The organism is Sorangium sp. So ce426 (genome assembly GCF_051475585.1).
In the GTDB taxonomy this organism is placed as follows: Bacteria; Myxococcota_A; Polyangia; order Polyangiales; family Polyangiaceae; genus Sorangium; species Sorangium cellulosum_B.
Window position 1 is genome coordinate 8,163,227 of record NZ_CP150341.1, and the last position, 24,672, is coordinate 8,187,898.

The following is a 24,672-nucleotide window of genomic DNA, read 5'->3' on the forward strand; positions in this document are numbered from 1 at the left end:
GTGGGCGCGCGCGGCTCGGCCGGGTTCGGCCCGCGGCTCACCCTCGTGGCGCTCGGCTGCGCCGGCTGCAATGCGCTGCTCGGGCTCGAGGACGGCATCCTCGTGGACGAGGGCTGCCCGCCGCTCTCGACCATCGCCTGCTACAGCGGGCCGCCGGCGACCGAGGGGGTCGGCGCCTGCCAGACCGGCCTCATGCGGTGCAACGCCGCCGGCGACGGCTACGGCCCCTGCGAGGGCGAGGTCACGCCTGCGCCGGAGCGCTGCGGCAACGCGGCCGACGACGACTGCGACGGCGCGATCGACGAGGCGGACGGCGACGGCGGCCGGCCCGAGGATCCCGCGGCCGACGGCGGCAGCGCCGTCTGCGCCTGCGCCCCCGGGACCTTCGAGCCGTGCCCGTACGGAGGGCCGCCGGGCACGGTGGGCATCGGCGCGTGCCGCGCCGGCCGGCGGACGTGCGGGCTCGACAGCCGGTGGGGCGCCTGCGCCGGCGAGGTCACGCCGCGGGTCGAGGACTGCACGACGCCGGTCGACGAGGACTGCGACGGCGGATGGGACTGCGGCGCGGTGCTCCCCGGCGGACCGCTCGGCGCCCTCCTCGGCGGCGCGGGCCAGGAGCGGGCGCGCGCGCTCGCGGCGGGCCCCGGCGGCTCCGCGATCCTGGGCGGCGAGTTCGCGGGCTCCCTCGATCTCGGCGCGGGGCAGATCCCAACCTTCGCCGAGCAGGACATCTTCGTCGCGCGGCTCGATCCGGGCGGCAACGTGGCGTGGATGCGTCGGCTCGTCACCGAGGGGCGAGGCTCGCTGCAGGCGCTCGCGGTGGATCCCGAGGGCAATGTCGCGATCACGGGCGAGCTCGTGGGGAAGATGAACGACGTGGGGCTCACGGCCGACGCGCCGCTGGGGTTCGTGATCAAGCTGGACGCCTTGGGCGAGCCCCAGTGGAGCGCGGTGCTCCTCGGCAGCCCGCAGGACATCGCGGCCTCGGCGCGGGGCGAGTTCGTCGTCGTGTCGACGCTGATGGACCCCGGCGGGACCGACGTGGCGGTGGCCGAGCTCGACACGTCGGGCGAGCTGCTCTGGAGGCGGGAGTTCCGCGGCGCGGGGAACCAGGAGCCGACGGGTGTGGCGGTGGACCCGCGCGGGGATGTGGTCATGACAGGGACCTTCGACGGCGAGCTCCAGCTCGGCGACAGCGCGCCCCGGCTCCTGTCCAGGGGGATGAGCGACGTGTTCCTTGCCAAGCTCGACGAGCGCGGCGAGCACATCGCGTCGCTGGCCTTCGGAGACGGCCGCCAGCAGCGCGGCGGCGACATCGAGATCGGGCTGGACGGCGCGATCGCGCTGAGCGGGACCTTCGCGGGGATCCTCGATCTGGGCGGCGGCGAGCTGTTCTCGGAGGGGATGTCGGCGTTCGTGGCCGAGCTCGGGCCCGCGCGACAGCACCGCTTCAGCCTGGCTTACCCCGCGGAGCGGCCGCCGCGCCTCGCGCTCGAGGCGGACGGCGGGCTCGTCCTGGCGGGCGACGTCGATGGCCCGACCCACCTCGGCGGGGGGCCGCTCGACGGCGGCGGCAGCGACATCGTCGTGGCGCGGTTCGACGCCGGGGGGCGCCACGTCTGGAGCAAGCGGCTCGGCCCGGGCGCCGGGAGCAGCCGCGGGCGCCGGTCCGCGGCGGGGGTCGCGTCGTTCGTGGACCGCGGCCACGTCCTGCTCGCCGGGACCGTGGAGGGCAGCGTGGACCTCGACGGCGCCACGGCGCAGTCGACCTGGTCCGACATCCTGCTGCTCCGACTGGCCCGCTAGCGCCGCCCTCGAAGAGCCCGGCCGGGTCTCTGGCGCGCGCCGGACGGCGGTCCGCGCCGTTCGCACGAGCACGAGACAAAACAGGACAGGCGGGCTGCGAGAGCTCGCCTGTCCTGTCCGGTTGGCTGGGCCTCTGAGCCCGAACCGACTACTGGCAGGCGTCGCCGCAGGTCATGAGCGCCTTGCAGTCGTCGGCGTCCGCACAGGCCGCCTCCGCCGCGATGTAGCACTCCTCCGCCGCCTGGATGATGCAGATATCGCAGGCGGAGTTATCGACGTCCGGGTTGATCGCCTCGTCCCCGCAGACATCGCTCGTGGCATCCGTGGTGTCGCAGTCGGCCGCGCACGGCGCTTCCGCCGCACAACCACAGAACCAGTATTGCAGCTTGCCCAGCGCCTCCGCCTCGGCGGGGTGCTCGGCAACACAACAATCCATGCACTCATCGCCGGTCTCCTCGGCGCACACGTTGGCCCCGCCGGTCCCGCCGCCGCCCTCGCCGCCGCCCGTCCCGCCTGATCCGCCCTCGCCCGTGGTGGCCGACGACGTGGTGGTGGTCGAGCCGTCGCCGCCCGCGCCGCCGTCGCCGCTCGTGTCGCCATTACCGCTCGTGACCGTACAGGCCGCCATCATACCCACGCTGATCAGGATCGCTGCGAAACCAAGAGCTTTCATGAATCCACCTCCAGACGAGTAGGGTCGCGCCGCGCGGCTCGTAACTCGGCACTACACGTCGAGCGACGTCGCCGGGCCACGCTTCCTGTGCACTTCAACGCCACCGTCGGCGCCGGGCGCTGTTCCTACACCAGAATTTTACGTGATGGTATCTGCTTCGTGCCTACAGCTGCGCCGCTGCGCCCCGAGCGGCCGCGCGAGGAGCACGCATGTCTCTGCACAATGTGCGCGCAATCCACCGGGACAGATCGGTTGTCAGCAGTTTTCTGCAACAGGAGCAGACCCTAGCACAGGGCAGGTGCGGGAGATCAAGCGGCTCCGCGTGAATAACTTGCTCCAGGGGAACGCGCTGGGCATGCGGGCGACCTCAGCGGCAACTGTGAGACAGGAGGCGCCCACCAGAGCTCGCTGGTGGCCTGTCGCGCTCCGAACGATCGAGATCTCGATGGAGGCGGCGGCGAGCTCTCGGCCCTTTTGCCTGCGCGGGCGGTGTTACGAGCCGCCCGCGGCGCGCCGCATGGCGCAGTCGAGGTCGCCTTTGCAGGGGTCGCCCGCTGCACGCGCGCCGCCCGGGCTCGCCGGCGGCGCGGCGGCCGCCGGTCCACTGCTCTGCGTGGCGCGCTTCGCCGACGCCTTGCCCCCGGCGGCGGGTGGGGCCTTCGCCCCGCGCTCGCGCGTCTTGTCGCCCTTCTTCTTGGCCGGAGGCGCCTCGGCGGGCGCGGCCGCGGCCTTTGCCTCCACCTTCGGCAGCTGCGCCAGCGCCGCGCTCGCCGCGTGCCGCACGCCGGGCTGCGCGGCCGCCCGGAGCGTCTCGCGCGGGGCGCCGAGCCACACCGCGCTGGCGATGACCGCCGCCCCGAGGGCGCCCGCGATCCCGTAGCGCACGCCGGCCGCCCGCCGCGCGCGCGGCGGGCGCAGGTCGATCGGGACCTCGGAGGGCACGGGCGTGAGATCCGGCGGCCTGAACGCCGGCAGCTCGGAAGGCACGCCGAACGGAAAGATCTCCAGGTAGCTGCTGCGCTCTCCGTCGCCTGCGGCGGCCCCGTGGCTATCCGCCATCCCGGAGCCCCTCGCGCCGTGATCGGCCCGCGCGCCGCTCCTGGCGGAGGCGTCCTTCTCCACCGCGAGCAGCGCGCTCAGGGAGATCACCACCGAGTTCTCGTCCCGCGGCCCGGCTGCGACGCCGTCCGGCGCCGCTCCGCCGCTCGTGGATCGACCATCCGTCTCGCCCGGCAAGTGATTCGTGCTTCTCATACGCTCCACCCCGCCTGCCCTCCGTCTCGACCGAGCACAGGGCGCAGACAGCATCTATCAGTGTACTCGCCATTTGCCGCTCTTGATACAAGTTTTTTACTGCACTGGAGAGCGCACCTCATCGCTACAGCTCGCCACAGCTCGCAAGAGCGCCGGAGCTCGCAGCTCTCGTGCGCGCAGCGGCCAGAGCGCCCCACACCGTGTCGGCTCAAGCGACATCGGGCGGTGACGACCCGGGGCGAGGCCGCGCGTGCGCGCCCAGCGGCCCCACGCGTCGCCCTCGCCGTCGCGTGCGGTGCATCACACCGGAGCCGCAACCGGGGCGAAAACTCGAGCGAAACGAGAACAACGATGGATCCGCTCGACGCGCTTTGTGGTCAGAAATCCAAACGGCCTGCGGAAAACGCACGGGGCCTGCCGGCCGGGCGACATTTCACGTCGACGAAACCTCGACGAAACATGGCACTCGGCATAAGGCCTTTCACCACGACGTCGTGTGGCTGGCCCTTGTCCGGGGACCGCGTTCTGCTGTGCAGGGCGTCCATCGGGTGTGTCCAGCCGGGAGTCTCCACTGGCCGGCTCCCGAACTCCCAACGGCTCTTGTGCAGTCGAATCGCCGCGCCGCGTCGATGCAGGGCATTGGACGCGCCCTCGGCACCCAAGGAGGATGCGTTGAATATGTACACGTCTGGGTTGGACGTTGAGGATCGGCCGGCTGCGGGCACCTCTCGGCGTCGGGCGCTCTGCGTCGCGATGGCGGCGCTCGCCGGCGCGGCCCTGCTCTCTGCCTGCGGCAAGGCGAACGACGAGGCTTCGGCGCCCGGGACGGCGCCCGTGGCGCCCGCCTCGGACAGCGGCTCCATCAAGGTCGGCGTGCTCCACTCGCTGAGCGGCACCATGTCGATCAGCGAGGTGGCCGTGAAGGACGCGACGCTGCTCGCCATCGAGGAGATCAACAAGGCCGGCGGCGTGCTCGGCAAGCAGCTCGTGCCCGTGGTCGAGGACGGCGCGAGCGACTGGCCCACGTTCAACGAGAAGGCCAGGAAGCTCGTGCAGCAGGACGCCGTGGCGGTCGTGTTCGGCGGCTGGACCAGCGCCAGCCGCAAGGCGATGCTGCCCTCGTTCGAGGAGCTGAACGGCCTGCTCTTCTACCCGGTCCAGTACGAGGGGCTGGAGCAGTCGCCCAACATCTTCTACACCGGCGCCGAGCCGAGCCAGCAGATCGTCCCCGCGGTCGACTACCTGCTCGAGAAGGGCAAGAAGCGCATTTACCTGCTCGGCTCCGACTACGTCTTTCCGCGCACGGCCAACAAGATCATCAAGGCTCAGCTCGCGGCGAAGGGCGGTGAGCTCGCCGGCGAGGAGTACCTGCCGCTCGGCGGGACGGAGGTCAGCACGATCATCACGAAGATCAGCGCGGCAAAGCCCGACGCGATCTTCAACACGCTGAACGGCGACAGCAACGTGGCGTTCTTCAAGCAGTTCAAGGACGCCGGCTACACCGCCGACAAGCTGCCGGTCCTCTCGGTGAGCGTCGCCGAGGAGGAGGTGCGCGGCATCGGCGCCGACAACATCGCCGGACACCTCGTCTCGTGGAACTACTACCAGACCACGGACACCCCCGAGAACAAGAAGTTCGTCGACGCGTACAAGGCCAAGTACGGCGCCGCGCGCGTCACGGACGACCCCATCGAGGCGGGCTACTTCGGGGTCTACCTGTGGAAGATGGCCGTCGAGAAGGCGAAGTCGACCGAGGTCGCCAAGGTGAAGGAGGCCGTGAAGGCGGGAGGCATCGAGTACAACGCGCCCGAGGGCCTGGTCCGGCTCGACGGGAAGAACCAGCACACCTGGAAGACGGTCCGCATCGGCGCGGTCCGGAAGGACGGCCTCATCGACGAGGTGTGGAGCTCGGGCAAGCCGGTCCAGCCGGATCCGTACCTGAGCGCGTACCCCTGGGCGAAGGAGCTGGCCGCCAAGTAGAGCGGCGCGAGCGCGAAGCCCGGATCACGGAGCCGCGGAGGGCGCGGGGCCTCGTCGGGATGCCCTCCGCGCCTCCGCGGCCCGAACCTCACTGTGCGCGGCGTCTCGATCGGTTGGGTGCTCTAGAATGAACGAAGTTCTCCTCCACGCCTTCAACGGCCTGAGCCTGGGCTCGATCCTCCTGCTCATCTCGATGGGCCTCGCGTTCTCCTTCGGGCTCATGAACGTGATCAACATGGCCCACGGCGAGTTCATCATGGCGGGGGCCTACACGACGTACGTCATCGGGCACCACGTCGCGCCGCTCGTCGGGGGGACCGAGGCCGGGCTCTGGTTCCTGCTCGCGCTGCCGGCCTCGTTCCTCGTGGCCGGCGTGCTCGGGCTCGTGCTCGAGCTCACGATGGTCCGCTTCCTCTACGGCAGGCCGCTCGACACGCTGCTCGCCACGTGGGGGGTCGGGCTCGTGCTGCAGCAGGCCGCGCGGAGCCTGTTCGGCGCGTCCAACGTGCAGGTCTCGAGCCCCTCGTGGCTGAGCGGCGGCGTGGCGCTGTCGGGCGGCGTGCAGCTGCCTTACAAGCGGGTCTTCCTCATCGCGCTCGTGATCGCGTGCATCGCCGCGGTCTACACGTACCTGCACCGCTCCGCGGGCGGCAGGCGGCTGCGGGCCGTCATGCAGAACCGCGAGATGGCCTCGTGCCTCGGCGTCCGCGCCCGCCGGGTCGACGCCGCGACGTTCGCGCTCGGCGCCGGGCTCGCCGGGATCGCGGGGTGCGCGCTGACGCAGCTCGGCTCGATCGGGCCGTCGCTCGGGACGAACTACATCGTCGACGCCTTCATGGTGGTCATCCTCGGGGGCCTCGGGCGGCTGCCTGGCACGGTGGTGGCCGCGCTCGTGATCGGCGTCGCGAACACGCTGCTCGAGCTCTCGACGACGGCGTCGCTCGGCAAGGCGCTCGTGTTCGCGCTGGTGATCGCCTTCCTGCAGTGGCGTCCGACAGGCCTGCTCGCCCTGCGCACACGATAAGAGAGGACACGGACATGGCCCCTCGAGACTCTGCCCTTCGCACCTTCGTCTGGACCTGGGGAGCGCCGCTCGCCGTCGCGCTGCCGCTCCTCGTCGCGCCGCTCGTGCTCTCCGATTTCCGCCTGAACCTGCTCGGCAAGTTCCTCACGTACGCCATCGTCGCCCTGGGGCTCGATCTCATCTGGGGCTACGGCGGGATGCTGAGCCTCGGGCAGGGGCTCTTCTTCGGCCTCGGCGGCTACGCGATGGCGATGTACCTGAAGCTGGAGACGTCCGGCTCGCGCCTGCCCGATTTCATGAGCTGGAGCGGCCTCGAGGCGCTGCCGCTCTTCTGGGAGCCGTTCCGCTCGCCGGTCGTGGCCCTCTGCGCCGTCGTCCTCCTGCCGATGGCGGTCGCGTCCGCGGTGGGTTATCTCGTCTTCCGGAGCCGCGTCCAGGGGGTCTATTTCTCGCTGATCACCCAGGGCCTCACGCTGATCGCGTCGATCCTCTTCATCGGCCAGCAGGCGGTGACGGGCGGCACGAACGGGATCACGAACCTGAAGACGATCTTCGGCTTCGCGCGGGGGGCGACCGGGACGCAGACGGTGCTCTATTTCGTGACGCTCTTCTGCCTCGGGTCGCTCTATCTCCTGTGCCGGAAGCTCACCCAGTCACGCTTCGGGCGCCTGCTCGTGGCGATGCGGGACGACGAGAACCGGGTGCGCTTCCTCGGCTACAACCCGGTCACGCTGAAGACGCTTGTGTTCGCGCTGTCAGCGGGCATGGCGGGCATCGCGGGCGCGCTGTTCGTCTGCCAGGTCGGCCTCATCTCGCCCTCCTCGATGGGCGTGATCCCGTCGGTCGAGATGGTGACCTGGGTGGCTGTCGGCGGGCGCGGCACGCTGATCGGCGCGGTCGTCGGCGCGATCCTGGTCAGCCTGGGCAAGAGCGCGCTGAGCGAGTCGTACCCCGAGGTGTGGCAGCTCGGCTTCGGCGCGCTCTTCGCGGCGTCGGTCATGCTGCTCCCGAAGGGCGTCTCGGGCTTCCTGCAGCGGCACGCCGCGAAGCTCTCGCGCCGCGACACGGGCGGCGCGGCGGGGCCGGCGGGCGGGGATGAGGTCGATCCGGCGGCGGGCCCAGAGGCGCCGGCGACGACCGGTCGCTGAGGGGGAGGCGCGGAGATGAGCGGAAGCGAGCACGGAAGCGCGCACGGGAACGAGCGCGGAGACGAGGAGAGGAGCAGCGCGATGAGCCGCGGCAACATCGTCGAGGTCCAGCGGGTGACGGTGAGCTTCGACGGCTTCAAGGTGCTGGACGAGCTCGACTTTTCCATCCAGCGCGGGGAGCTCCGGTTTTTGATCGGGCCGAACGGCGCGGGGAAGACGACGCTGCTCGACATCCTGACCGGCAAGACGAAGCCGTCGAGCGGACGTGTTGTGTTCCACGGAGGTGGGGAGTCCGGACAGGAGACCGTGGAGGTGAATCGCCTGCCGGAGCACGCCCTCGTGCGGCTCGGGATCGGGCGGAAGTTCCAGACGCCGGCGGTGTTCGGGAGCCTCACGGTGCTCGAGAACCTGGAGGCGGCGATGGGCTTCCGGGAGAGCGCGCCGAGGCTGCTCCGCGGGCTGTCGGCGCCGCAGGAGAGGGAGATCACCGAGACGCTCGATCGCGTCGGGCTCCGGCGGCGCGCGGACGTGCGGGCCGCGGTGCTCGCGCACGGGGAGCGGCAATGGCTGGAGATCGGCATGCTGCTCGTGCAGCAGCCGAAGCTGCTGCTGCTCGACGAGCCGGTGGCGGGGATGACCCGGCGCGAGCGCGACCGCACGGGGGAGCTCGTCCAGGAGATCGCGAAGCAGCGGTCGGTGCTGGTGGTGGAGCACGACATGGAGTTCGTGCGGCGCTACGCGAGCACGGTGACGGTGCTGCACGCCGGCAGGCGGCTGTGCGAGGGGCCGGTCGAGGAGGTCCAGGGCAACGCGCAGGTGATCGAGGTCTACCTCGGGCGGGCGCACGACGCTGGGCGCGCGCGGGGCGGGGCCAAGGCGGCGGCCGAGGCTCAGGCGGAGGAGCGGTAGCAGCATGCTGGTGATCGAGGATCTCGCGGTCTATTACGAGGAGAGCTGCATCCTGTCGCAGGTCAGCCTGGACGTGGCGCCAGGGCGGGTGTCGTGCCTGCTGGGCCGCAACGGGGTCGGCAAGACGACGCTGCTCAAGGCGATCATGGGCGTGCTGAAGCCGCGGCGCGGCAAGGTGACGCTCGACGGGGCAGACCTCACGGCGAGGTCACCGAGCGACAGGGCGCGCGCGGGGATAGGTTATGTGCCGCAGGGGCGAGGCATCTTCCCGTACCTGACGGTGCGAGAGAACCTGCTCATGGGCTTCGAGGCGAAGAGCGACCCGACGCCGAGCCCGGCGGCGCTGGACGAGATGATGGAGATGTTCCCCATCCTCAAGAAGTTTCACGCGCGGGCGGCAGGGACGCTGAGCGGCGGGCAGCAACAGCAGCTCTCGCTCGCGCGCGTGCTGCTGAGGAAGCCGAAGCTGCTCCTGCTCGACGAGCCGACGGAGGGGATCCAGCCGTCGATCATGCAGGAGATCGGCGAAGTGATCAAGGGGCTCGGACAGAAGGGGGATATGGCGATATTGCTCGTCGAGCAGTTCCTGGATTTCGCGCTCTCGACGGCGAGCGAGTACTTCATCATGGATAACGGCGGGATCGTGCGGCGGGGGAGCGTGGCGGAGTTCGACGACGAGATCGCAAGGGAGTTTTTGGCAGTGTGAGGGGGTGATGCCGGGCTGCCCGGCCCTGGGAGAGGGTGTTCGGGGCGTAGCGCTGTGCGGGGGCGCCGTCGAGCCGGCCAAGAGGCTGCGCGCCGGGCGTCGCCCCTACCGGGCCCGGGGACCGCGCGGAGAGCACACGCCTGGCTCGCGCGGCAGAGCACGTTCCCGCTCATGCGCCGCGGTGGACGGCTGCGGAGCGACGGCTGTAGGTGAACACATGGCGAAGAGGAAGCGCGCGACGTGGCTGTGGGCGGCGTGGGCTCTCGCGGCGGGCGGGTGTGCGACGCTGGCACGGCCGGAGAACGACGTCGTGGCAGGCAGCCATGGCGGGGGCGGGACCGGAGCGGAGACGGGCACCGGAGGCGAAGCAGGCGGCGGAGGGCATGCCGCTGCCGGAGGGGAGGCAGGCGGCGGAGGGCATGCCGCTGCTGGAGGGGAGGCAGGCGGCGGGACCGGCGGTGTTGCGGGCACCGGCGGGAGCGGGGGAACTGGAGGAGGGGAGGAGTGCACGCCCGGCGGGAGAGAGTGCGTCGGGCAGACCTGCGTCGAGGGGAAGTGCACTGGGGAGTGCAGCCCGGAGGACGTACGCTGCTCGGGGAACCGCCCGCAGCGGTGCGATGCGCGCGGCGCGTGGGAGGACGCGGAGCCGTGCCCTGCGTCAGCGCCCGTGTGCCGTGAAGGGACTTGCATGATGCAGCCGAGCTGTGACGGACTGGCCGAGACATGCGGGCCGAGCGGCGACGAAAGCTGCTGCGCGCGCAGGGAGGTGATACCCGGCGGCACGTTCGACCGGGACAACGATCCAGCGTATCCAGCGACGGTGAGCGGGTTCGTGCTGGATCGGTTCGAGGTGACGGTAGGGCGGTTCCGGCAGTTCGTGAAGGCGTATCCAGAGAGCAAGCCCGCGCCGGGAGCGGGGGCGCACCCGTTGATCGCGGGGAGCGGGTGGAATGAGAACTGGACGTACGAGCTGCCCATGGACGCAGAGGCGCTCAAGGATGCGGTGATATGCAGCTCAGGCTACAGGACGTGGACGGTCGAGGCCGGTGACCGGGAGCACCTGCCGATGACCTGCCTGACCTGGTATGAGGCGTTCGCGTTCTGCGCGTGGGACGGGGGCCGGTTGCCGACAGAAACCGAGTGGAACTACGCGGCGGCCGGTGGAGACCAGCAGCGCGAATATCCTTGGTCGAATCCGGCGAGCTCGACCACGATCGATGACAGTTATGCCGTGTATGGCTGCATGGGGAATGGGGATGCATCCGACGACTGTGGGGTCAACGATATCCAGGCCGTCGGGTCGCGATCGCCGAAGGGCGATGGGAGGTGGGGGCAGGCGGACCTGGCCGGGAACATCTGGGAGTGGGTTCTGGACTCGTACGTAGACCACCCGTCCGAATGCAATGATTGTGCTAAGTTGACGAACCCCTCGCTCCGTGCGATCCGGGGCGGGGGCTGGTTCTACGACGCGTCGGGCCTGCTCTCTTACCGCCGCTACGACGGCACCCCGTGGTACCGCTCTCACGTCGGGGTCCGGTGCGCGAGGACACTGTAGCCAGCCGGTCTGACGATCGCAGTGCGTGACACTTCAGACGGCCGGCGCCAGAAGGAAGACCGATGGCCAGCGTGCAGCGCATGACTGCGCCAGGGAGGGGTCTGCATCCGGCGTGTGTGGGTTCCGCGACGCGGCCGCGCCCCCTGGACGCCGGCGGGATCGATCTCCGGGTCGTCGGAGCGAGCGAACCGCCGTAGCAAGTCCTCGCGGGTGTACTGTGACATCGGCAAGTATTCTAGGATGGAGATCACCCATTCCACATCCCGCCGCGGTGCCACCCACCGGGCGAGCTCGTCGAGGGCCCTTCCTGAGCGAGCGACCAGGAACGGCACCAGCTCGTCGCGCAGCGGCAGCTCGTTGGCCGCGAGCCAGAGGAACTGAAACGGCGAGGGCCCGACGCGGTAACAGCCAGGGGCGAACCGCCCCAGCGTCCGGACGGAGTGCAGCCACGACGGCAGGTGGGGAGCGACGACCCAGAGCGGCTCCTCACCCATCCAGGGTGGCTCGCGCTCCTCGATGCGTTCGATCTCGCGCGCCAACCTGCGCAGCGTCGCACGCTTGATCTCCCCGATGCCGACGTGGTCGCCGGCCATCTTGATCTCGATGAGCACCTCGTCGTGGTCGCGAGCGGCGGTCCGACGCAATGGGGTGTAATGGGGTGTAATGGGGTTTAACAGAGCAACAGAGCGCGCGGAGCAGCGTGACAGGCCTCACCCGGGCATCTACGCGGACCGCGGGGAGCGCGCAGCAGGGCGCGACCGGTCGCGCATCGCGGTCGCGGTGGACAGCGGCTATGCAGCGGCTGTAGGAGAAGATATGGCGAAGAGGAAGCGCGCGAGATGGCTGTGGGCGGCGTGGGCTTTCACTGCGGGCGGGTGTGCGAAGCTGGCGGGGCTCGAGGACGGCTATTACGTGCTGGAAGACGGCAGCGGCGGAGCTGGGGCCGGCGAGGCGACAGGCGGCGGGACGGGAGGTGTCGCGGGCACCGGCGGCAGCGGGGGAGCCGGTGGTGGCGAGGAGTGCACGCCCGGCGGGGACGAGTGCGTAGAGGGAACGTGCGTCGAGGGGACGTGCGTTGTGCTCCCGAGCTGCACCGGACTGGCCGAGACGTGCGGGCCGAACGGCGACGAGAGCTGTTGCTCGACCGCGGAGGCGGTGCCCGCGGGGAGGTTCTACCGGAGCAACGATACGAGCTATCCAGCGACGGTGAGCGGCTTCCTGTTGGATCGGTTCGAGGTGACGGTGGGGCGGTTCCGCAGGTTCGTGGGAGCGTATCCCGGGAGCAAGCCGACGCCGGGCGCGGGGGCGCACCCGCGGATCGAGGGGAGCGGGTGGAACGCGGACTGGGCGAGCAACCTGCCCGAGACTGCGGCGGAGCTGACGGCGGCCGTGAAGTGCCACGACGAGTACCAGACGTGGCGGGACACGGACGAGGGGACCGAGCACCTGCCGATGAACTGCCTGAGCTGGTACGTGGCGTTCGCGTTCTGCGCGTGGGACAAGGGCCGGCTCCCGACGGAGGCGGAGTGGAACTACGCGGCGGCGGGGGGAGACGAGCAGCGGGAGTATCCGTGGTCGAATCCGGCGGGCTCGACGGCAATCGATGTCAGTCACGCGGTGCATGACTGCACCGGGGATGAGTCTGCTCCGGGATCGTGTGCGTTCAGCGACATCCTGCCGGTCGGATCGAGGTCGCCAGCAGGAGATGGGAAGTGGGGACAGGCGGACCAGGCAGGGAGCCTGTGGGAGTGGGTCCTGGATGGGTACGGAGACTACCCAGAAGAGTGCGACGATTGCGCCACGACGACCCCCACGATGTACCATGCGTTCCGCGGCGGCGGCTTCAGCCTCGGTGCGCCGTCCCTGCTCTCGTCCGGTCGCAGCTACGGCGTCCCATCGGATTACGGCAACGGCGTCGGGGTCCGGTGCGCGAGGACGCCATAGCGGACCGGCACGGCGATCGCAGCGAGTTTTACATGACTGTCCCCCGCATCGGATCCCGCACGGCGATGGACCGAGGCAGCGGGCTGCAATAGGAGACGATATGGATCGGAGGCAGTGGCGAGATGGCTCTGGGCGCTGTGTGCGTTCACGGCAGGCGGGTGTGGGTCGGTGGCGGGCCCGGAGGACGGCGATGACGTGGTGGAAGGAGGCAACGGCGGGAGGGGGCCGGTGATCGCCGTCCGCATGGAAAGCGCTGCTCGCCTGGGTGGCCGAGCGCGTCGCCAAGTTCCCCCGCGATCACCGCTTCACGGTCGGCGACCGCCTCCTCCATGCCTGCCTCGACGTCACCGCGCACCTCGTCGAGGCCTCTTCCCTTCGCGACAAGCGCGCCGACCTCATCGCCGCCTCACGCGGCCTGGTCCATGCCCGCGTGCTCATGCGGCTCGCCCGCACCCTCCGCTGCGTCTCCGAGGCCCAGCACCTCGACTTCGCCCGCGAGCGCGACGAGCTCGGCAGCTCAGCTCGGCATGTCGAGCACGTCAGCGAGGGAGTTTGCGCTGAGCACCCGCTCGGCCCACTGCTCGAGCGCGGCGCTTTCGGCCGCCTCGATGCGGGCCACGGCGGCATCCGGCAGCTCGCCGAAGCGAGCGCGGAGCTGCCGCAGGAGCACGGCACGCTTTCCTTCGAGGCGCCCTTCTCGGCGGCCCTGGTCGCGCCCCTGCGCGACGTACTTCTTGGCGAAATCGCTCTGGTATTCGTAGCCCTTCACCATCGACTCCAGGGCCCGCCGGGCCGTATCGTCCAGGGAATTTAGCACGAGATCGCCGTAGAACCTGGCCCTGTCCTCATCGAGCTCGCGGATGGCGGGCAGGACGGCGGCGGCGATGTTCGCGCCCTGCTCGCCAGCGCCATGCGTGAGGGCGGAGAGGATGGCGCGCTCGGGGCGTCGGGCCGCCTCGGCGGTGTCTGTCACGCTTGGCACCGCCTGCTGCCCAGCACGGGCGGGCGCATGTCGAGCGTGCGGCGGCGCAGCAGGGAACGCGTGGGAGGACGCGCGTCGGTGGACAGCGGGAGCCGAGCGGCAGTAGGACTGGGCATGGAGAAGCCGAAGGGCGCGAGGTGGCTGTGGGCGGCGTGGGCGATGACGGCAGGCGGATGTGCGCTGGCGGCGGGGCTGGAGGACGGTTATTACCTGCAGAAAGAAGGCAGTGGCGGGAGCGGAACCGGAGCCGAAGCCGGCGCCGGGGGAGCTGGCAGCGGAATGGCAGGCGCCGGGGGAGCTGGCAGCGGAATGGCAGGCGCCGGGGGAGCTGGCAGCGGGGTGGGAAGCGCCGGGGGAGCTGGCGGCGAGGACGAGTGTACGCTGGCCGGACAGCGGTGCGTCGGTCAGACGTGCGTCGACGGGAAGTGCACTGGGGAGTGTGGTCCGGAGGACGTGCGCTGCTCGGATGACAATCGCCCGCAGCGGTGCGGAGAGCGCGGGTCGTGGGAGGACGCGGACCCGTGTGGTGCGACGACGCCCGCATGCGACGCAGGGAAGTGCGTGCCACGGAGCTGTGTCGGACTGGCCGAGACGTGCGGCCCTGACAGCAACGAGAGCTGCTGCGCGACGGGGGAGGCGGTGTCCGGGGGCACGTTCAACCGGGGCAACGACGCAGCGTATCCAGCGACGGTGAGCGGGTTCTTGCTGGATCGGTTCGAGGTGACGGTGGGTCGATTCCGGAAGTTCGTGGAGGCGTATCCCGGGAGCAAGCCGGCGGCGGGAGCAGGTGCGCACCCGAAGATCGCGGGTAGCGGGTGGAATGCGGACTGGGCGAGCAAGCTGCCTGTGGACGCAGCGGCGCTGAAGGCGGCGGTGATGTGCGAGTCAGAATACCAGACGTGGACGGATGCAGCGGGTGATCACGAGCGCCTGCCGATGAACTGCCTGAGCTGGTACGTGGCGTTCGCGTTCTGCGCGTGGGATGGAGGCCGTCTGGCGACGGAGGCGGAGTGGAACTACGCGGCGGCGGGAGGAGGCGGCGCGGACGGGCAGCGCGTGTATCCATGGTCGAAACCGGCAGACTCGACGGCGATCGATGCCGATCACGCGGTGTATGGCTGCGGGCCTGACGGCAAGTGCGAGCCCCCCGGCGACATGCAGGCCGTCGGGTCGAGGTCGCCGGGAGATGGGAGGTGGGGACAGGCGGACCTGGCCGGGAACCTGCGGGAGTGGGTTCTGGACTGGTACGCGGAGACGTACCCATCAGGCGAATGCAAAGATTGCGCCAACATGGCCATGGCCTCGTATCGGGTGATCCGGGGCGGGGGCTGGAACAACGTTGCGTCGACCCTGCGCTCTTCCGGCCGCAACTACGACGACTCGTCGGCCCGCACCATCGACGTCGGGGCCCGGTGCGCGAGGACACCGCGGTAACATGGCATCAACTTCGCTCAACGCATCGCTTCCCTTGAAGCTTGATCCTTGAACCCTCCACCCTCGCGTCGCCGCGCCCCTCGGGGTGCGAGGAGCGCCCGCGGCGCCCGCCGCGGGCTCCCCCGGGGCCGAGCCGGCGCGGGTGCAGGCGCGACCGCACCGCCTCCCCCCGCGTCCCACGCGGCGCGCTGCCTCCCGGGGTCGTCACCGGCGGACAGTGGCCCTCCCGTCCCCTTGACGCCGCCCACCCGGCGCGTGAGCCTCGGCTTGTGTCGGTCATCCTTGCGGAGGGGACGGTCTTCGCGCGCCGCTACCGCGTCGTGCGCCTCATCGCCGCCGGCGCGATGGGGGCCGTGCACGAGGTGATTCACCTCGAGACCGAGCGCCGCCGCGCGCTCAAGGTCATGCACGCTCACCTCTTCCAGAGCGAGGAGATGCGCGAGCGCTTCAAGCGAGAGGCGCGCATCGGGGCCAGGGTCGAGAGCGAGCACATCGTCGACGTCTTCGACGCGGGCGTCGACGAGGCGACCGGAATGCCGTTCCTGGTCATGGAGCTCCTGCGCGGCGAGGAGCTCGGCGAGCGGGTCGAGCGCGCCGGCCGCCTGCCGCCCGCCGAGGCCGTCACCTACCTCTACCAGACCGCGCTGGCCCTCGACCGGACCCACGCGGCGAGCATCGTGCACCGCGACCTCAAGCCCGCGAACATCTTCCTGTCGCAGCGCGAGGACGGCTCGGTCCGCGTGAAGATCCTCGACTTCGGCATCGCCAAGCTCGTCGCCGAGGGCTCCACCGCCGCGGGCGCCACGAGCAGCCTCGGCACGCCGATCTACATGCCCCCGGAGCAGTTCCACGGCCGCACGAGGCTCACCGGCGCCGCGGACATCTTCGCGCTCGGCATGATGGCCTATACGCTGCTCGTGGGCGCCTCGTACTGGGATCCCGAGGCGAGCACCGTCGACGGCGTGTTCGCGTTCGCGATGATCGCCGTCGGCGGCCCGCAGGAGCCGCCGGTGCAGCGGGCGCGCTCGATGGGCGTGACGCTGCCGCCGGCCTTCGACGCGTGGTTCGCCCGGGCCACGGCGGTCGATCCCGCGGCGCGGTTCCAGCGGGCCACGGACGCGGTGCGGGCCCTCGGCGAGGTGCTCGGCATCCCCGTCGCCGGCGGCCAGGCGGCGTTCCCGACCGCGCCGTCCTGGCCCGGAACGGCCCCCGCGGCGGCGGCGGTGGCCCCCGCCGCGGCGGCGGTGTCCCCCGCCCTCGTCATGACCGAGCCGGCCCCGGCGGCGGCGATGAGCGCGGGCCCGGAGCGCGACGCGCGCTCGTCCGGTCCGGCGCTCGTGGGGAGCTCGACCGGCGCCGCGATGCTGTCCAGGCCGTCGAGACCGAGCCGCGCCTCCCTCGCCGCGGGGCTTTCGGGGCTCGGGCTCCTCGTGCTGCTGGGCGGCGGCTGGCTCGCGCTGCGCGCCAGCCGCGGCGGTGAGCCGGCGGCGGCTGACGTCACGACGGCGGCAGCGCCCGAGCCGACCCTCGTACCGGCGCCCGCGTCGACGCCCGAGCCGACCCTCGTACCGGCGCCCGCGTCGACGCCCGAACCAACCCTCGTGCCGGCGCCCGCGTCGGCTCCCGCGGCAGCGGAACCGTCCGCCGCGGCGCCGCCTCCTCCCGCCTCGACGACGGCGCCACGCGCGCCGTCCACAGCGGCAGTGCGAGCCTCCACGGCACCCACGTCGACAACGCTCCGCCCGGGTGCGCCGTCGCGGGCCCCCGCCGCCAAGCCATCGCTGTCGGGCCCCAGGCCGCCCTCGAGCGACAAGAAGCCGTCCGCGCTGCCGCAAACTACATCGACCTCCCCGTACGGCCGGTATTGAGCTGCACCTCCGCGGCAGCGCCGGCTCGCGCCCTGCGCGCCGAGCTCCACCTCCTCTTGGCCCCGAGTGGTTCGAGCGCCGTCGTGAAGAGCACGGCACGGCGCCCCGTTCCCCTCCCCTTCCCCGCCTTCCCACCTCGCCGTCTTCGTGCTCCAATCCGCCCGCCCACCGCGCCAGTGACCGCGTCTCCCGCTTTCTCCTCACCTGCCGAGTGCCAGCGCATGCCCTCTTGTCTCCGCCGCTCCGCCCCTCTCCTCGCCGCCCTCGGCGTGCTCTCCCTCTCGGCTCCTGCGGCGGCGCAGGACATCGCCGCCGCCGAGGCGCTCTTCGAACGGGGGCTCGCCGACATGCAGGCAGGCCGTTACGAGACGGGCTGCAAGGCCCTCGCCGAGAGCGAGCGCATCGACCCTCAGCCCGGCACGCTCTTCACGCTGGCGTCCTGCGAGGCCCAGTGGGGCCGCATCGCCACGGCGGTCGCGCGCTTCAAGGACTACCTGGCGCGTTTCGATCGGATGACGCCGGCCGAGCAGGCCCGCCAGGGCGAGCGGCCGAAGCTCGCGAGGCAGGAGCGCGATCGGCTCTCGCCCCGGATCCCGAGGCTCGCGCTCTCCTTGCCGCCGGGAGCGCCGGCGGGCACCGTGGTCCAGCGCGACGGCTCCGTGCTGGGCGAGGCCGCGCTGGGCGTCGCGCTGCCGGTCGACCCGGGAGATCACCGGGTGTCGATCCAGGCGCCGGGAGAGCCCGTCCGGGAACAACACGTCACGATCGCGGCGGGCGAGACGAAAGAGCTCACGCTGGCGCTGAAGGACGCGCCGGCCGCCCGAGCCCCCGCGCCGCATCCGGCGTCCCCGACGCCCGCGATCGTGCCGGCGCCTGCGCCGGCCCCGCCGGATGCGCCGGAGGCGCCCGCGGGCCGTCGAACGGCCCTCTACCTGGCGGGCGGGCTCGGCGCGGCGGGGCTCGCGCTGGGCGGCATCACCGGCGCGCTCGTGCTCGGCAAGAAGGCCACCATCGACGACCACTGCGGCCGCGGGATCCAGGCCGCGGACCCGAAGGCCTGCGACACGACAGGGCGCGACGCAGGGGATAGCGCGAACACGCTGGCCACGGTGAGCACCATCGGGTTCGCGGTGGGCCTGGCCGGGGCCGGGACGGCGCTCGTCCTTTATCTCACCGAGCCGAAGACCGCGGCACGGGCGGCCAGCGCGGGCCCGAGGTGGATCAGCGCGGGCGTGCTGGAGGCAGGGCCAGAGGGTGCCGTGTTCGGCGCGCGAGGGCGCTTCTGACGCCGGCGACAGCGCCTGCGTAAGAGCAGCTCGTGGGGACGGGACGGCCTCGTCGTCCACAGGCCAGCCGGACGGGCGCACGCGGTGGAATGGCGTGGTCTCCCGCGGGCCCACGCGGCGTCCAGCGCACTGGCTCTCTGCTTGCATCGTTTTACGTCGTTTTACGTCGTTTTACGTCGTTTTACGTCGTTACGTCGAGCTCCTCCACCTCGGCCGCTACCTGGAGCGGGACGACCCCGCCGCCGCGGAGCGCTTCCCGGCCGTCTCCGCCGAGCGCGGCGCCTCCGCGCCCCAGCCCCAGGTCGCCCCCGCGCCGCCGGCCGCTGCGCCCGAAGCCTCGCCTGCACCCGCGCCCGCCGCGGCGCCGCCCATCCATTGCAGATTGGCGCGACTTGTAAGATCGCGGGCGCGCGCCGCGGTGGACAGCGCGGGGAGAGCGGCCAAAGAGGAGATATGAAGAGCAAGCGCACGCGTCGGTGGTGGTGGACAGCATCGGCCTTCATGGCGAGCGGTTGCACGGCGATACTGGGGCTGGACAAGGACTATCACCCGTTCGAAGGCGCAGGCGGCGACGCCGTCTCCGGCGGAGGCGACGCGAGCTCGGGCCGCGGCGGCGCCGGCAATGGCAGCGGCGCCGGCAACGGCAGCGGCGCCGGCAACGGCGGCGGCGGCGCCGCCGAGTGCACGCGCGGCGACGCGCGGTGCTCGGACAACCGGCTAGAGCGGTGCAACGACCACAGTCAGTGGGACGCCCCGGAGCCGTGTCCTGCGGAGGCGCCCGTGTGCAGCGGAGGGGCGTGCACGACGCCCCCGAGCTGCGAAGGGCTGCCATCGACGTGCGGGCCGGGCGAAAGCGAGAGCTGCTGCGCGAGCGCGGTGGTGCCCGGGGGGACCTTCGACCGCGGCAACGATGCTGCATCTCCAGCGACGGTGAGCGACTTCCGGCTGGATCGCTTCGAGGTGACGGTGGGGAGGTTCCGGAGGTTCTTCGAGGCGTACCCCGGCAGCCAGCCCGCGGCCGACGCGGGGGCGCACCCGGGCATCCAGGGGAGCGGGTGGAACCCGGCCTGGAACAGCGAGCTGCCCCCGGACGCGGCGGCGCTGCGAGCAGCGGTGATGTGCACTCCGGACAACGCGGACATGCGGACGTGGACGGAGGAGGCGGGCGCCCAGGAGCACCTGCCGATGAACTGCGTGAGCTGGGTTGTCGCCTTCGCGTTCTGCGCGTGGGACGGGGGCCGGCTCCCGACAGAAGCCGAGTGGAACTACGCGGCGGCCGGCGGGGACGAGCAGCGGCAGTATCCGTGGTCGAACCCGCCGGCGTCGACGATCATCGACGCGAGCTACGCCTCCTACGATTGCAGGGAGAGCGCGGCGCCCGGCTGCACATTCCAGAGCGACTTCAGCGACATCGCGCACGTCGGGTCCCGCTCGCCGAAGGGCGACGGGCGGTGGACGCAGGCGGATCTCGGCGGGAGCATGCGGGAGTGGGTGCTGGATGGGTACGGGACCTATCCGGCGGAATGCGTCGACTGCGCCAACCTGACGGACACCTCGAACCGGGTGGTCCGCGGCGGGAGCAGCTTCGGCACGCCGAGCTATCTGCTGACGTCCGAGCGGGTCAGCGTCGCGCCGTCGGCGCCCTATTACAGCCTCGGCGTGCGGTGCGCGAGGACGCCGTAGCGGCCGCGCTCAGCCGAAAAAGTCGAACGCCGTCCCGGCGCCCCGTTCGCGCGCGGCGCCGCCGCCGCGCCCGTCCGCATCGTAGTCTCGCATGCTACGCGCCGCCTCCGTGCGCCCTCTTTCCGCGGAACAGCCCGCTGTCCGGCGCGGATCGCGCATGACGAGCGCGCGGCAAACGCGGCGCGCCAACGAGCACGGATGCCGTGAACCAGAACCAGGGGTTGGCAGGCGAAGCCGTTGCACTGAAGATGGTGCAGTGCTGCGCCGTGGGGTGGAGTTCACCCCGCGTCTCGACGATCTCTCTTTGGTGGAGCGGGTGGATGAACGTACGACTCGTTGCAGGTCTCTTTGTGCTCGCGCTCTCGACGACCGCTGGGTGCGGCGGCGATGACGGCGAACGTGGCGAAGGCGGCGCCGGTGGCTCCGGCGGGTCCGGCGGCGCCCAGCCGACGGGCAGCGGCGCCGGTGCGTCGGGCGCGACCGGCACGGGCGGCAGCGGTGGCGCCGAGCCCGCGGGCACCGGCGGCGCCCAGCCCGCGGGCACCGGCGGTTCCGGCGGCGCCGAGCCCACGGGCACCGGCGGTTCCGGCGGCGCCGAGCCCACGGGTACCGGCGGCTCGGGTGGCGCCGAGCCCACGGGCACCGGCGGCTCCGGCGGAGCGAGCCCCGCGCCCTATGGAGCGGCGTGCACCAGCGATGCGGCCTGCCCCGAGGACTACTGCATCACCGAGCGCGAGTGGGGATGGCCGTCCGGAGCCTGCGCGGGCCAATGCGATCCCGCCGTGGGAGACTGTCCCAACGGCGGCATCTGTGAAGATTTCGGCGAGGGCCTGGGGTTGTGCCTCCTTCTGTGCAGCGGGCCGGACGATTGCCGCGACGGCTACCGGTGCAGCGAGGTCAGGGGCGAGCGCACCGCGTGCATCCCTGGGTGCACCGAGAACTCGCAGTGCCGGACGCTCGGCGTGTGCGACACGTTCGACGGCCTCTGCAAGCTCGGCGAGACGGACTGCTCCGACGGCGAGGACGACGAGGGCGACGAGCGCGTCGACTGCGCGGACAGCGACTGCGCCGCGACCTGCCGCCCGCTCGTCGACGCAGCCTGCGCGGACGCGGCGCCGGTGACGGCCGCGACGATCGAGGGCGATACGTCGCTGGGCACGCGCGTGTTCGAAGGCACCTGCGGGGGCGTGGGGCCCGAGGACGTCCACCTGTTCACGCCTCCCGCTGGGCAATCCGGCACGCTCCGCGTCGTGCTCCAGTCGGGGACGGGGGATCACGTCCTCTACGCCCGCACGGCGTGCGCGGACGGCTCCACCGAGCTCGCCTGCCAGGACAAGACCGCCGCCCCGGTCGCCGGCCCTGAAATCGCGATCGTCGTGGGCAAGGACCAGCAGGTGCCGATCTTCGTCGACGCCGTCACGTCCGCTGGCGCAGGGCCGTACACGCTGGAGCTCTCGTTCTCTCCGGCCACCTGCGGGGACGGCACCGTCAGCCGGCCCGAGGAGTGCGACGACGGCAACACCGTCAACAACGACGGCTGCTCCGCCGCGTGCACCTGGGAGCTCGACGACCTCTGCGCGGACGCGCCCGTGGCCGTCCTGGGCGAGAACCGGGGCGACACGACGAGCGGGACGATGGTGTTCGACGGCACCTGCACCCGTGCCGGGATGCGGGAGGGGATCCACGCGGTCACGCCGCCGAGCGCTGGCAGCCTCAGGGTGGTGCTGTCCTCCGAGACCGACCAGGGCTTCTACGTGCGGGCCGGCTGCACGGGCCGCCAGCTGGCGTGCATCGAGGAGCAGATCAAAGGCCACGACGAGAGGACCGATATCCCTGTCGACGGCGGCGTGCCGCTGTTCATCTTCGTCGAGCCGTACAACGCGCAGGACGCCGGCCCCTACACGCTCAACCTCTCCTTCACGCCCGCCCGCTGAGCTCCCGCGCCTGGGAGCGCCCTCTCGCCGGGGCGGATGCGGTACGCTGCGCGCGTGCTCGCCGCCCCGCCTCCGCCTCAGCCACCTCGCCCCGCGCGCTGGCTCGCCGCCGCGTTGCTCGCCGTAGGCGCGTGCCAGCCGGCCTCGGCGCCCCCCGCCCGCGCCTCCCAGGACGCCGCGGCGCCCCCCGGCGCGGCCAGCGCCAGCGCAGCGGCGCCCGCGCCTCACGACGGCGCCCCGCCGCCGCGGCCCGCGCCGCCCCCCCGCGGCGGCAACGGGCAGCCGGCGCTGGTGGCCGCGGGCGACGGCGCGGCGCTCGATAGCCGGTCGCCGGTGAGGCTCCCGCCGCCGCCGTTCGGCGCGGCGCTCTTCCGGCGCGCGCCAGCCGGAAGCTCCGCCGCGCCGCGCCTCGTGAAGGTCAGCGAGAAGAAGAACCAGATCACGGACGAGGCGGCATGGTTCACCACGAACGGCCTCGCGCTGCCGATGATCACGCCGGCGCCTGGCGCGGACGCCGGCGGGGCGAGCGACACCCTCCCCTCCTTCGCTCCCGAGCGCTACCGCGATCAAGCGCTCGTCAAGGCGATCGGCCACGGGGACCACAGCGCGCTGCTCTACGGCCCGAGCTTCGCCGAGGCGCGCTTCGTCGCGATCCTCGACGCGGCGCACACGATCGTCGCCTTCTTCGACTTCGAGAGCTTCCTCATGCCGCCTGAGTTCGAGCCCAAGGAAGCCGGCTTCGTGAAGGGCAGCATCGGCTGGGCCGCGGTCGAGGACGGCGTCCTTTATGTCTCGTCGGGGCACAGGACGTATGCGGCCTCGTCGAAGGGCAAAAACGCCTACCTGTCGGCCATCGAGCTCGCCTCGGGACAGCTGCTCTGGCAGAGCGCGCCGCTCGTCTGCAACGCCGAGAACTTCGTCTTGCATGGAGATCACCTCCTCTGCGGATACGGCTTCACGGCGGAGCCGGATTTCCTCTATGTCCTCGAGCGCGCCACCGGCAAGGTCGTCTCGAAGCTGCCGCTGAAGAGCGGCCCCGAGTTCCTCGTCGAGAAGGACGGCAAGCTCTTCGTCCGCACCTACGACACGGACTACGTCTTCGAGATCCGCTGAAGCGGCGCCCCGACGCGCCGAGGAGCGAGCTCGATCCAGGGGCCACACGGCGAGCACGAGGGCGAGCTCGGGCGCACGGCGCAGGCCGGAGGGCAGGCCGAGCGGAGGAGCGCGAGCCGGCGGCGCGGCGACGTTCGCGGCGCGAGCGCTCGCCCTCGTGCTCGCCGTCCTGTCGCTGCTCCTGCGCCGCACGACGACACGACGACGCGCCGTGCGCACGTGCTCCCGATCGGCACGGCGGGCGGGCCTTCGCGTCGCTCCGCGCTCCGGGAGGGCCCGTCGTGGGCGCCGCTCCTCGCGGCGCCCCCTGATGGCAGAGCTCGTCTGGACCGGGCGGCGCCGCTCCCGGACTCGACACGCGTGGAGCGCCGACGAGCCGCCATGAAACGACGTGAAGCGCGCCGCACGTCGCAAACTGCCCCAGGAGAGGGCGCCCCGTCGCTTCGCGCCACACCGCCGCGCCACCCTGGAGATCCACGAGGGACGCAAGAACTGGCTCCCTCCGCGCAGAGCCTGCGCCTCCGCGCGCGCGCCTGGCGCGCTCGACCGTGGAGGAGCGCGCCGCGCGGCTGTTGCGCGGTTGTGCGGCCGTGGCAGCGAACTTGCAACCTGATCACGCCGAGCACACGCGAGGTGTTCACGATCGCAGGCCAATCCCTCCGAGCCTGCGCCTCCGGCGAAGCAGACGCATGACTGCAGTGAGGCGTCCCAGCGACGCAGGATGAAAGGAGAGAGCATGCAAGTGGAGCTCACCTTCCGACACATCGGCAAAAGCCCCTCGCTCGAGGAGCTGATCCGGGAGCAAGCGAACAAGATCGAGCGCTTCAACGACCACATCAACAGCTGCGCGGTGGTGGTCGAGCGCGACCACGCGAGCATGGGCACGGGCGGAGAGTACCGCGTGCGCGTCGACCTCCACGTGGCCGGCAAGCACGAGATCGTGAGCGAGGAGCGGGCCGCGAGGAACCTGCTGCCGGCGGCGGTGCGCGACGTGTTCCAGCGCGCCGGTCGCCAGCTCAAGAAGCTCGCGGACGAGCAGCGGAGCGAGGTGAAGGCACACCCGGCGCAGGACACGGCCGGCGTCATCGCGAAGCTGTTCAACGACTACGGGTTCATCACGACGATCGATGGTCGGGAGATCTATTTCCACGAGCGAAGCATCGTATCGGCGCCGTTCTCCGATCTGAGGGTCGGCATGGGCGTCGCCTACACCGAGGAGGACGGCGACGAGGGGCCTCAGGCGAGCAGCGTGCGCGTCGTGGACGCGCGCGGCGGCAACCGTGGCCGCGAGGAGATACCTACGCTCAGCTAGCACGAACACGCGGGGCGCGCGGGGCACGGGCGCGCGGCGCGAGCCCCGCCTCCCCGCTGTC

At 71.7% G+C, this 24,672-nt stretch carries 19 protein-coding genes; 15 read left to right on the top strand and 4 right to left on the bottom strand.

The genetic code is table 11. From position 1 onward, the window contains the following. Nucleotides 1-1,806: a hypothetical protein gene (locus WMF44_RS30190; protein ID WP_437293517.1), complete on the top strand. Its 1,806-nt coding sequence runs from the start codon at nucleotides 1-3 to the stop codon at nucleotides 1,804-1,806. 148 nt (nucleotides 1,807-1,954) lie between these two features. On the opposite strand, the gene WMF44_RS30195 is transcribed toward WMF44_RS30190, so the two are convergent. Both WMF44_RS30195 and WMF44_RS30200 read right to left on the bottom strand, forming a co-directional pair. Next, nucleotides 1,955-2,479 (bottom strand): hypothetical protein, encoded by a 525-nt coding sequence (locus WMF44_RS30195; protein WP_437293518.1) that lies wholly within the window; start codon nucleotides 2,477-2,479, stop codon nucleotides 1,955-1,957. 492 nt (nucleotides 2,480-2,971) lie between these two features. Beyond that, complete coding sequence (locus tag WMF44_RS30200) at nucleotides 2,972-3,733, bottom strand: hypothetical protein (protein ID WP_437293519.1); 762 nt, start codon at nucleotides 3,731-3,733, stop codon at nucleotides 2,972-2,974. Between the two features lie 753 nt (nucleotides 3,734-4,486). Here WMF44_RS30200 and urtA point away from each other — a divergent pair. The 6 genes from urtA to WMF44_RS30230 all read left to right on the top strand — a co-directional run bounded on the left by urtA (nucleotide 4,487) and on the right by WMF44_RS30230 (nucleotide 11,055). Then, the gene (gene urtA / locus WMF44_RS30205; protein WP_437293520.1) at nucleotides 4,487-5,713 is read left to right on the top strand and encodes an urea ABC transporter substrate-binding protein; all 1,227 of its coding nucleotides are present in this window, start codon (nucleotides 4,487-4,489) and stop codon (nucleotides 5,711-5,713) included. A gap of 127 nt (nucleotides 5,714-5,840) precedes the next feature. After that, complete coding sequence (gene urtB / locus WMF44_RS30210) at nucleotides 5,841-6,737, top strand: urea ABC transporter permease subunit UrtB (protein ID WP_437293521.1); 897 nt, start codon at nucleotides 5,841-5,843, stop codon at nucleotides 6,735-6,737. 14 nt (nucleotides 6,738-6,751) lie between these two features. Further along, nucleotides 6,752-7,885 (top strand): urea ABC transporter permease subunit UrtC, encoded by a 1,134-nt coding sequence (urtC, locus tag WMF44_RS30215; protein WP_437293522.1) that lies wholly within the window; start codon nucleotides 6,752-6,754, stop codon nucleotides 7,883-7,885. Between the two features lie 15 nt (nucleotides 7,886-7,900). Further along, nucleotides 7,901-8,794, top strand: a complete 894-nt coding sequence (gene urtD / locus WMF44_RS30220) for an urea ABC transporter ATP-binding protein UrtD (RefSeq protein WP_437293523.1) — start codon at nucleotides 7,901-7,903, stop codon at nucleotides 8,792-8,794. A 4-nt stretch (nucleotides 8,795-8,798) separates the two neighbouring features. Next, nucleotides 8,799-9,500 (top strand): urea ABC transporter ATP-binding subunit UrtE, encoded by a 702-nt coding sequence (gene urtE, locus WMF44_RS30225; protein WP_437293524.1) that lies wholly within the window; start codon nucleotides 8,799-8,801, stop codon nucleotides 9,498-9,500. Between the two features lie 217 nt (nucleotides 9,501-9,717). Then, a complete protein-coding gene (locus WMF44_RS30230; protein WP_437293525.1) occupies nucleotides 9,718-11,055 on the top strand; it encodes a formylglycine-generating enzyme family protein in 1,338 nt (445 codons plus the stop codon). Here WMF44_RS30230 and WMF44_RS30235 read toward each other — a convergent pair. Then, nucleotides 11,022-11,666 (bottom strand): hypothetical protein, encoded by a 645-nt coding sequence (locus WMF44_RS30235; RefSeq protein ID WP_437293526.1) that lies wholly within the window; start codon nucleotides 11,664-11,666, stop codon nucleotides 11,022-11,024. The genes WMF44_RS30230 and WMF44_RS30235 overlap by 34 nt on opposite strands. 205 nt (nucleotides 11,667-11,871) lie before the next feature. Between WMF44_RS30235 and WMF44_RS30240 the strand changes: the two genes are divergently transcribed. Further along, a complete protein-coding gene (locus tag WMF44_RS30240; protein WP_437293527.1) occupies nucleotides 11,872-12,999 on the top strand; it encodes a formylglycine-generating enzyme family protein in 1,128 nt (375 codons plus the stop codon). Between the two features lie 517 nt (nucleotides 13,000-13,516). On the opposite strand, the gene WMF44_RS30245 is transcribed toward WMF44_RS30240, so the two are convergent. After that, nucleotides 13,517-13,972 (bottom strand): DUF4351 domain-containing protein, encoded by a 456-nt coding sequence (locus WMF44_RS30245; protein ID WP_437293528.1) that lies wholly within the window; start codon nucleotides 13,970-13,972, stop codon nucleotides 13,517-13,519. A gap of 123 nt (nucleotides 13,973-14,095) precedes the next feature. Here WMF44_RS30245 and WMF44_RS30250 point away from each other — a divergent pair, with 123 nt between their 5' ends. The 7 genes from WMF44_RS30250 (at nucleotide 14,096) to WMF44_RS30280 (ending at nucleotide 24,611) form a co-directional block, all read left to right on the top strand. Then, nucleotides 14,096-15,415, top strand: coding sequence for a formylglycine-generating enzyme family protein (locus WMF44_RS30250; protein WP_437293529.1), 1,320 nt, complete (start codon nucleotides 14,096-14,098; stop codon nucleotides 15,413-15,415). Between the two features lie 269 nt (nucleotides 15,416-15,684). Beyond that, nucleotides 15,685-17,283 carry a protein kinase domain-containing protein gene (locus WMF44_RS30255; RefSeq protein WP_437293530.1) on the top strand — a complete coding sequence of 533 codons (1,599 nt, stop codon included), beginning with the start codon at nucleotides 15,685-15,687 and terminating at the stop codon, nucleotides 17,281-17,283. Nucleotides 17,284-17,504: 221 nt separating this feature from the next. Continuing rightward, on the top strand, nucleotides 17,505-18,569 hold the full coding sequence (locus WMF44_RS30260; protein ID WP_437293531.1) for a hypothetical protein: 1,065 nt from the start codon (nucleotides 17,505-17,507) through the stop codon (nucleotides 18,567-18,569). 453 nt (nucleotides 18,570-19,022) lie between these two features. Beyond that, the gene (locus WMF44_RS30265; protein ID WP_437293532.1) at nucleotides 19,023-20,252 is read left to right on the top strand and encodes a formylglycine-generating enzyme family protein; all 1,230 of its coding nucleotides are present in this window, start codon (nucleotides 19,023-19,025) and stop codon (nucleotides 20,250-20,252) included. A 320-nt stretch (nucleotides 20,253-20,572) separates the two neighbouring features. Next, nucleotides 20,573-22,186 carry a DUF4215 domain-containing protein gene (locus tag WMF44_RS30270; RefSeq protein WP_437293533.1) on the top strand — a complete coding sequence of 538 codons (1,614 nt, stop codon included), beginning with the start codon at nucleotides 20,573-20,575 and terminating at the stop codon, nucleotides 22,184-22,186. Between the two features lie 54 nt (nucleotides 22,187-22,240). Beyond that, nucleotides 22,241-23,299, top strand: coding sequence for a hypothetical protein (locus tag WMF44_RS30275; protein ID WP_437293534.1), 1,059 nt, complete (start codon nucleotides 22,241-22,243; stop codon nucleotides 23,297-23,299). A gap of 736 nt (nucleotides 23,300-24,035) precedes the next feature. After that, nucleotides 24,036-24,611: an HPF/RaiA family ribosome-associated protein gene (locus WMF44_RS30280; protein ID WP_437293535.1), complete on the top strand. Its 576-nt coding sequence runs from the start codon at nucleotides 24,036-24,038 to the stop codon at nucleotides 24,609-24,611. Nucleotides 24,612-24,672: the final 61 nt, after the last annotated feature.

Excerpts from the sequence above, each read along its gene's own strand:
- WMF44_RS30195 (WP_437293518.1), bottom strand. The coding sequence starts at position 2,479 with ATGAAAGCTCTTGGTTTCGCAGCGATCCTGATCAGCGTGGGTATGATG.
- WMF44_RS30200 (WP_437293519.1), bottom strand. The coding sequence starts at position 3,733 with ATGAGAAGCACGAATCACTTGCCGGGCGAGACGGATGGTCGATCCACG.
- urtA (WP_437293520.1), top strand. The coding sequence starts at position 4,487 with ATGGCGGCGCTCGCCGGCGCGGCCCTGCTCTCTGCCTGCGGCAAGGCG.
- urtB (WP_437293521.1), top strand. The coding sequence starts at position 5,841 with ATGAACGAAGTTCTCCTCCACGCCTTCAACGGCCTGAGCCTGGGCTCG.
- urtC (WP_437293522.1), top strand. The coding sequence starts at position 6,752 with ATGGCCCCTCGAGACTCTGCCCTTCGCACCTTCGTCTGGACCTGGGGA.
- urtD (WP_437293523.1), top strand. The coding sequence starts at position 7,901 with ATGAGCGGAAGCGAGCACGGAAGCGCGCACGGGAACGAGCGCGGAGAC.
- urtE (WP_437293524.1), top strand. The coding sequence starts at position 8,799 with ATGCTGGTGATCGAGGATCTCGCGGTCTATTACGAGGAGAGCTGCATC.
- WMF44_RS30230 (WP_437293525.1), top strand. The coding sequence starts at position 9,718 with ATGGCGAAGAGGAAGCGCGCGACGTGGCTGTGGGCGGCGTGGGCTCTC.
- WMF44_RS30240 (WP_437293527.1), top strand. The coding sequence starts at position 11,872 with ATGGCGAAGAGGAAGCGCGCGAGATGGCTGTGGGCGGCGTGGGCTTTC.
- WMF44_RS30250 (WP_437293529.1), top strand. The coding sequence starts at position 14,096 with ATGGAGAAGCCGAAGGGCGCGAGGTGGCTGTGGGCGGCGTGGGCGATG.
- WMF44_RS30260 (WP_437293531.1), top strand. The coding sequence starts at position 17,505 with ATGCCCTCTTGTCTCCGCCGCTCCGCCCCTCTCCTCGCCGCCCTCGGC.
- WMF44_RS30265 (WP_437293532.1), top strand. The coding sequence starts at position 19,023 with ATGAAGAGCAAGCGCACGCGTCGGTGGTGGTGGACAGCATCGGCCTTC.
- WMF44_RS30270 (WP_437293533.1), top strand. The coding sequence starts at position 20,573 with ATGAACGTACGACTCGTTGCAGGTCTCTTTGTGCTCGCGCTCTCGACG.
- WMF44_RS30280 (WP_437293535.1), top strand. The coding sequence starts at position 24,036 with ATGCAAGTGGAGCTCACCTTCCGACACATCGGCAAAAGCCCCTCGCTC.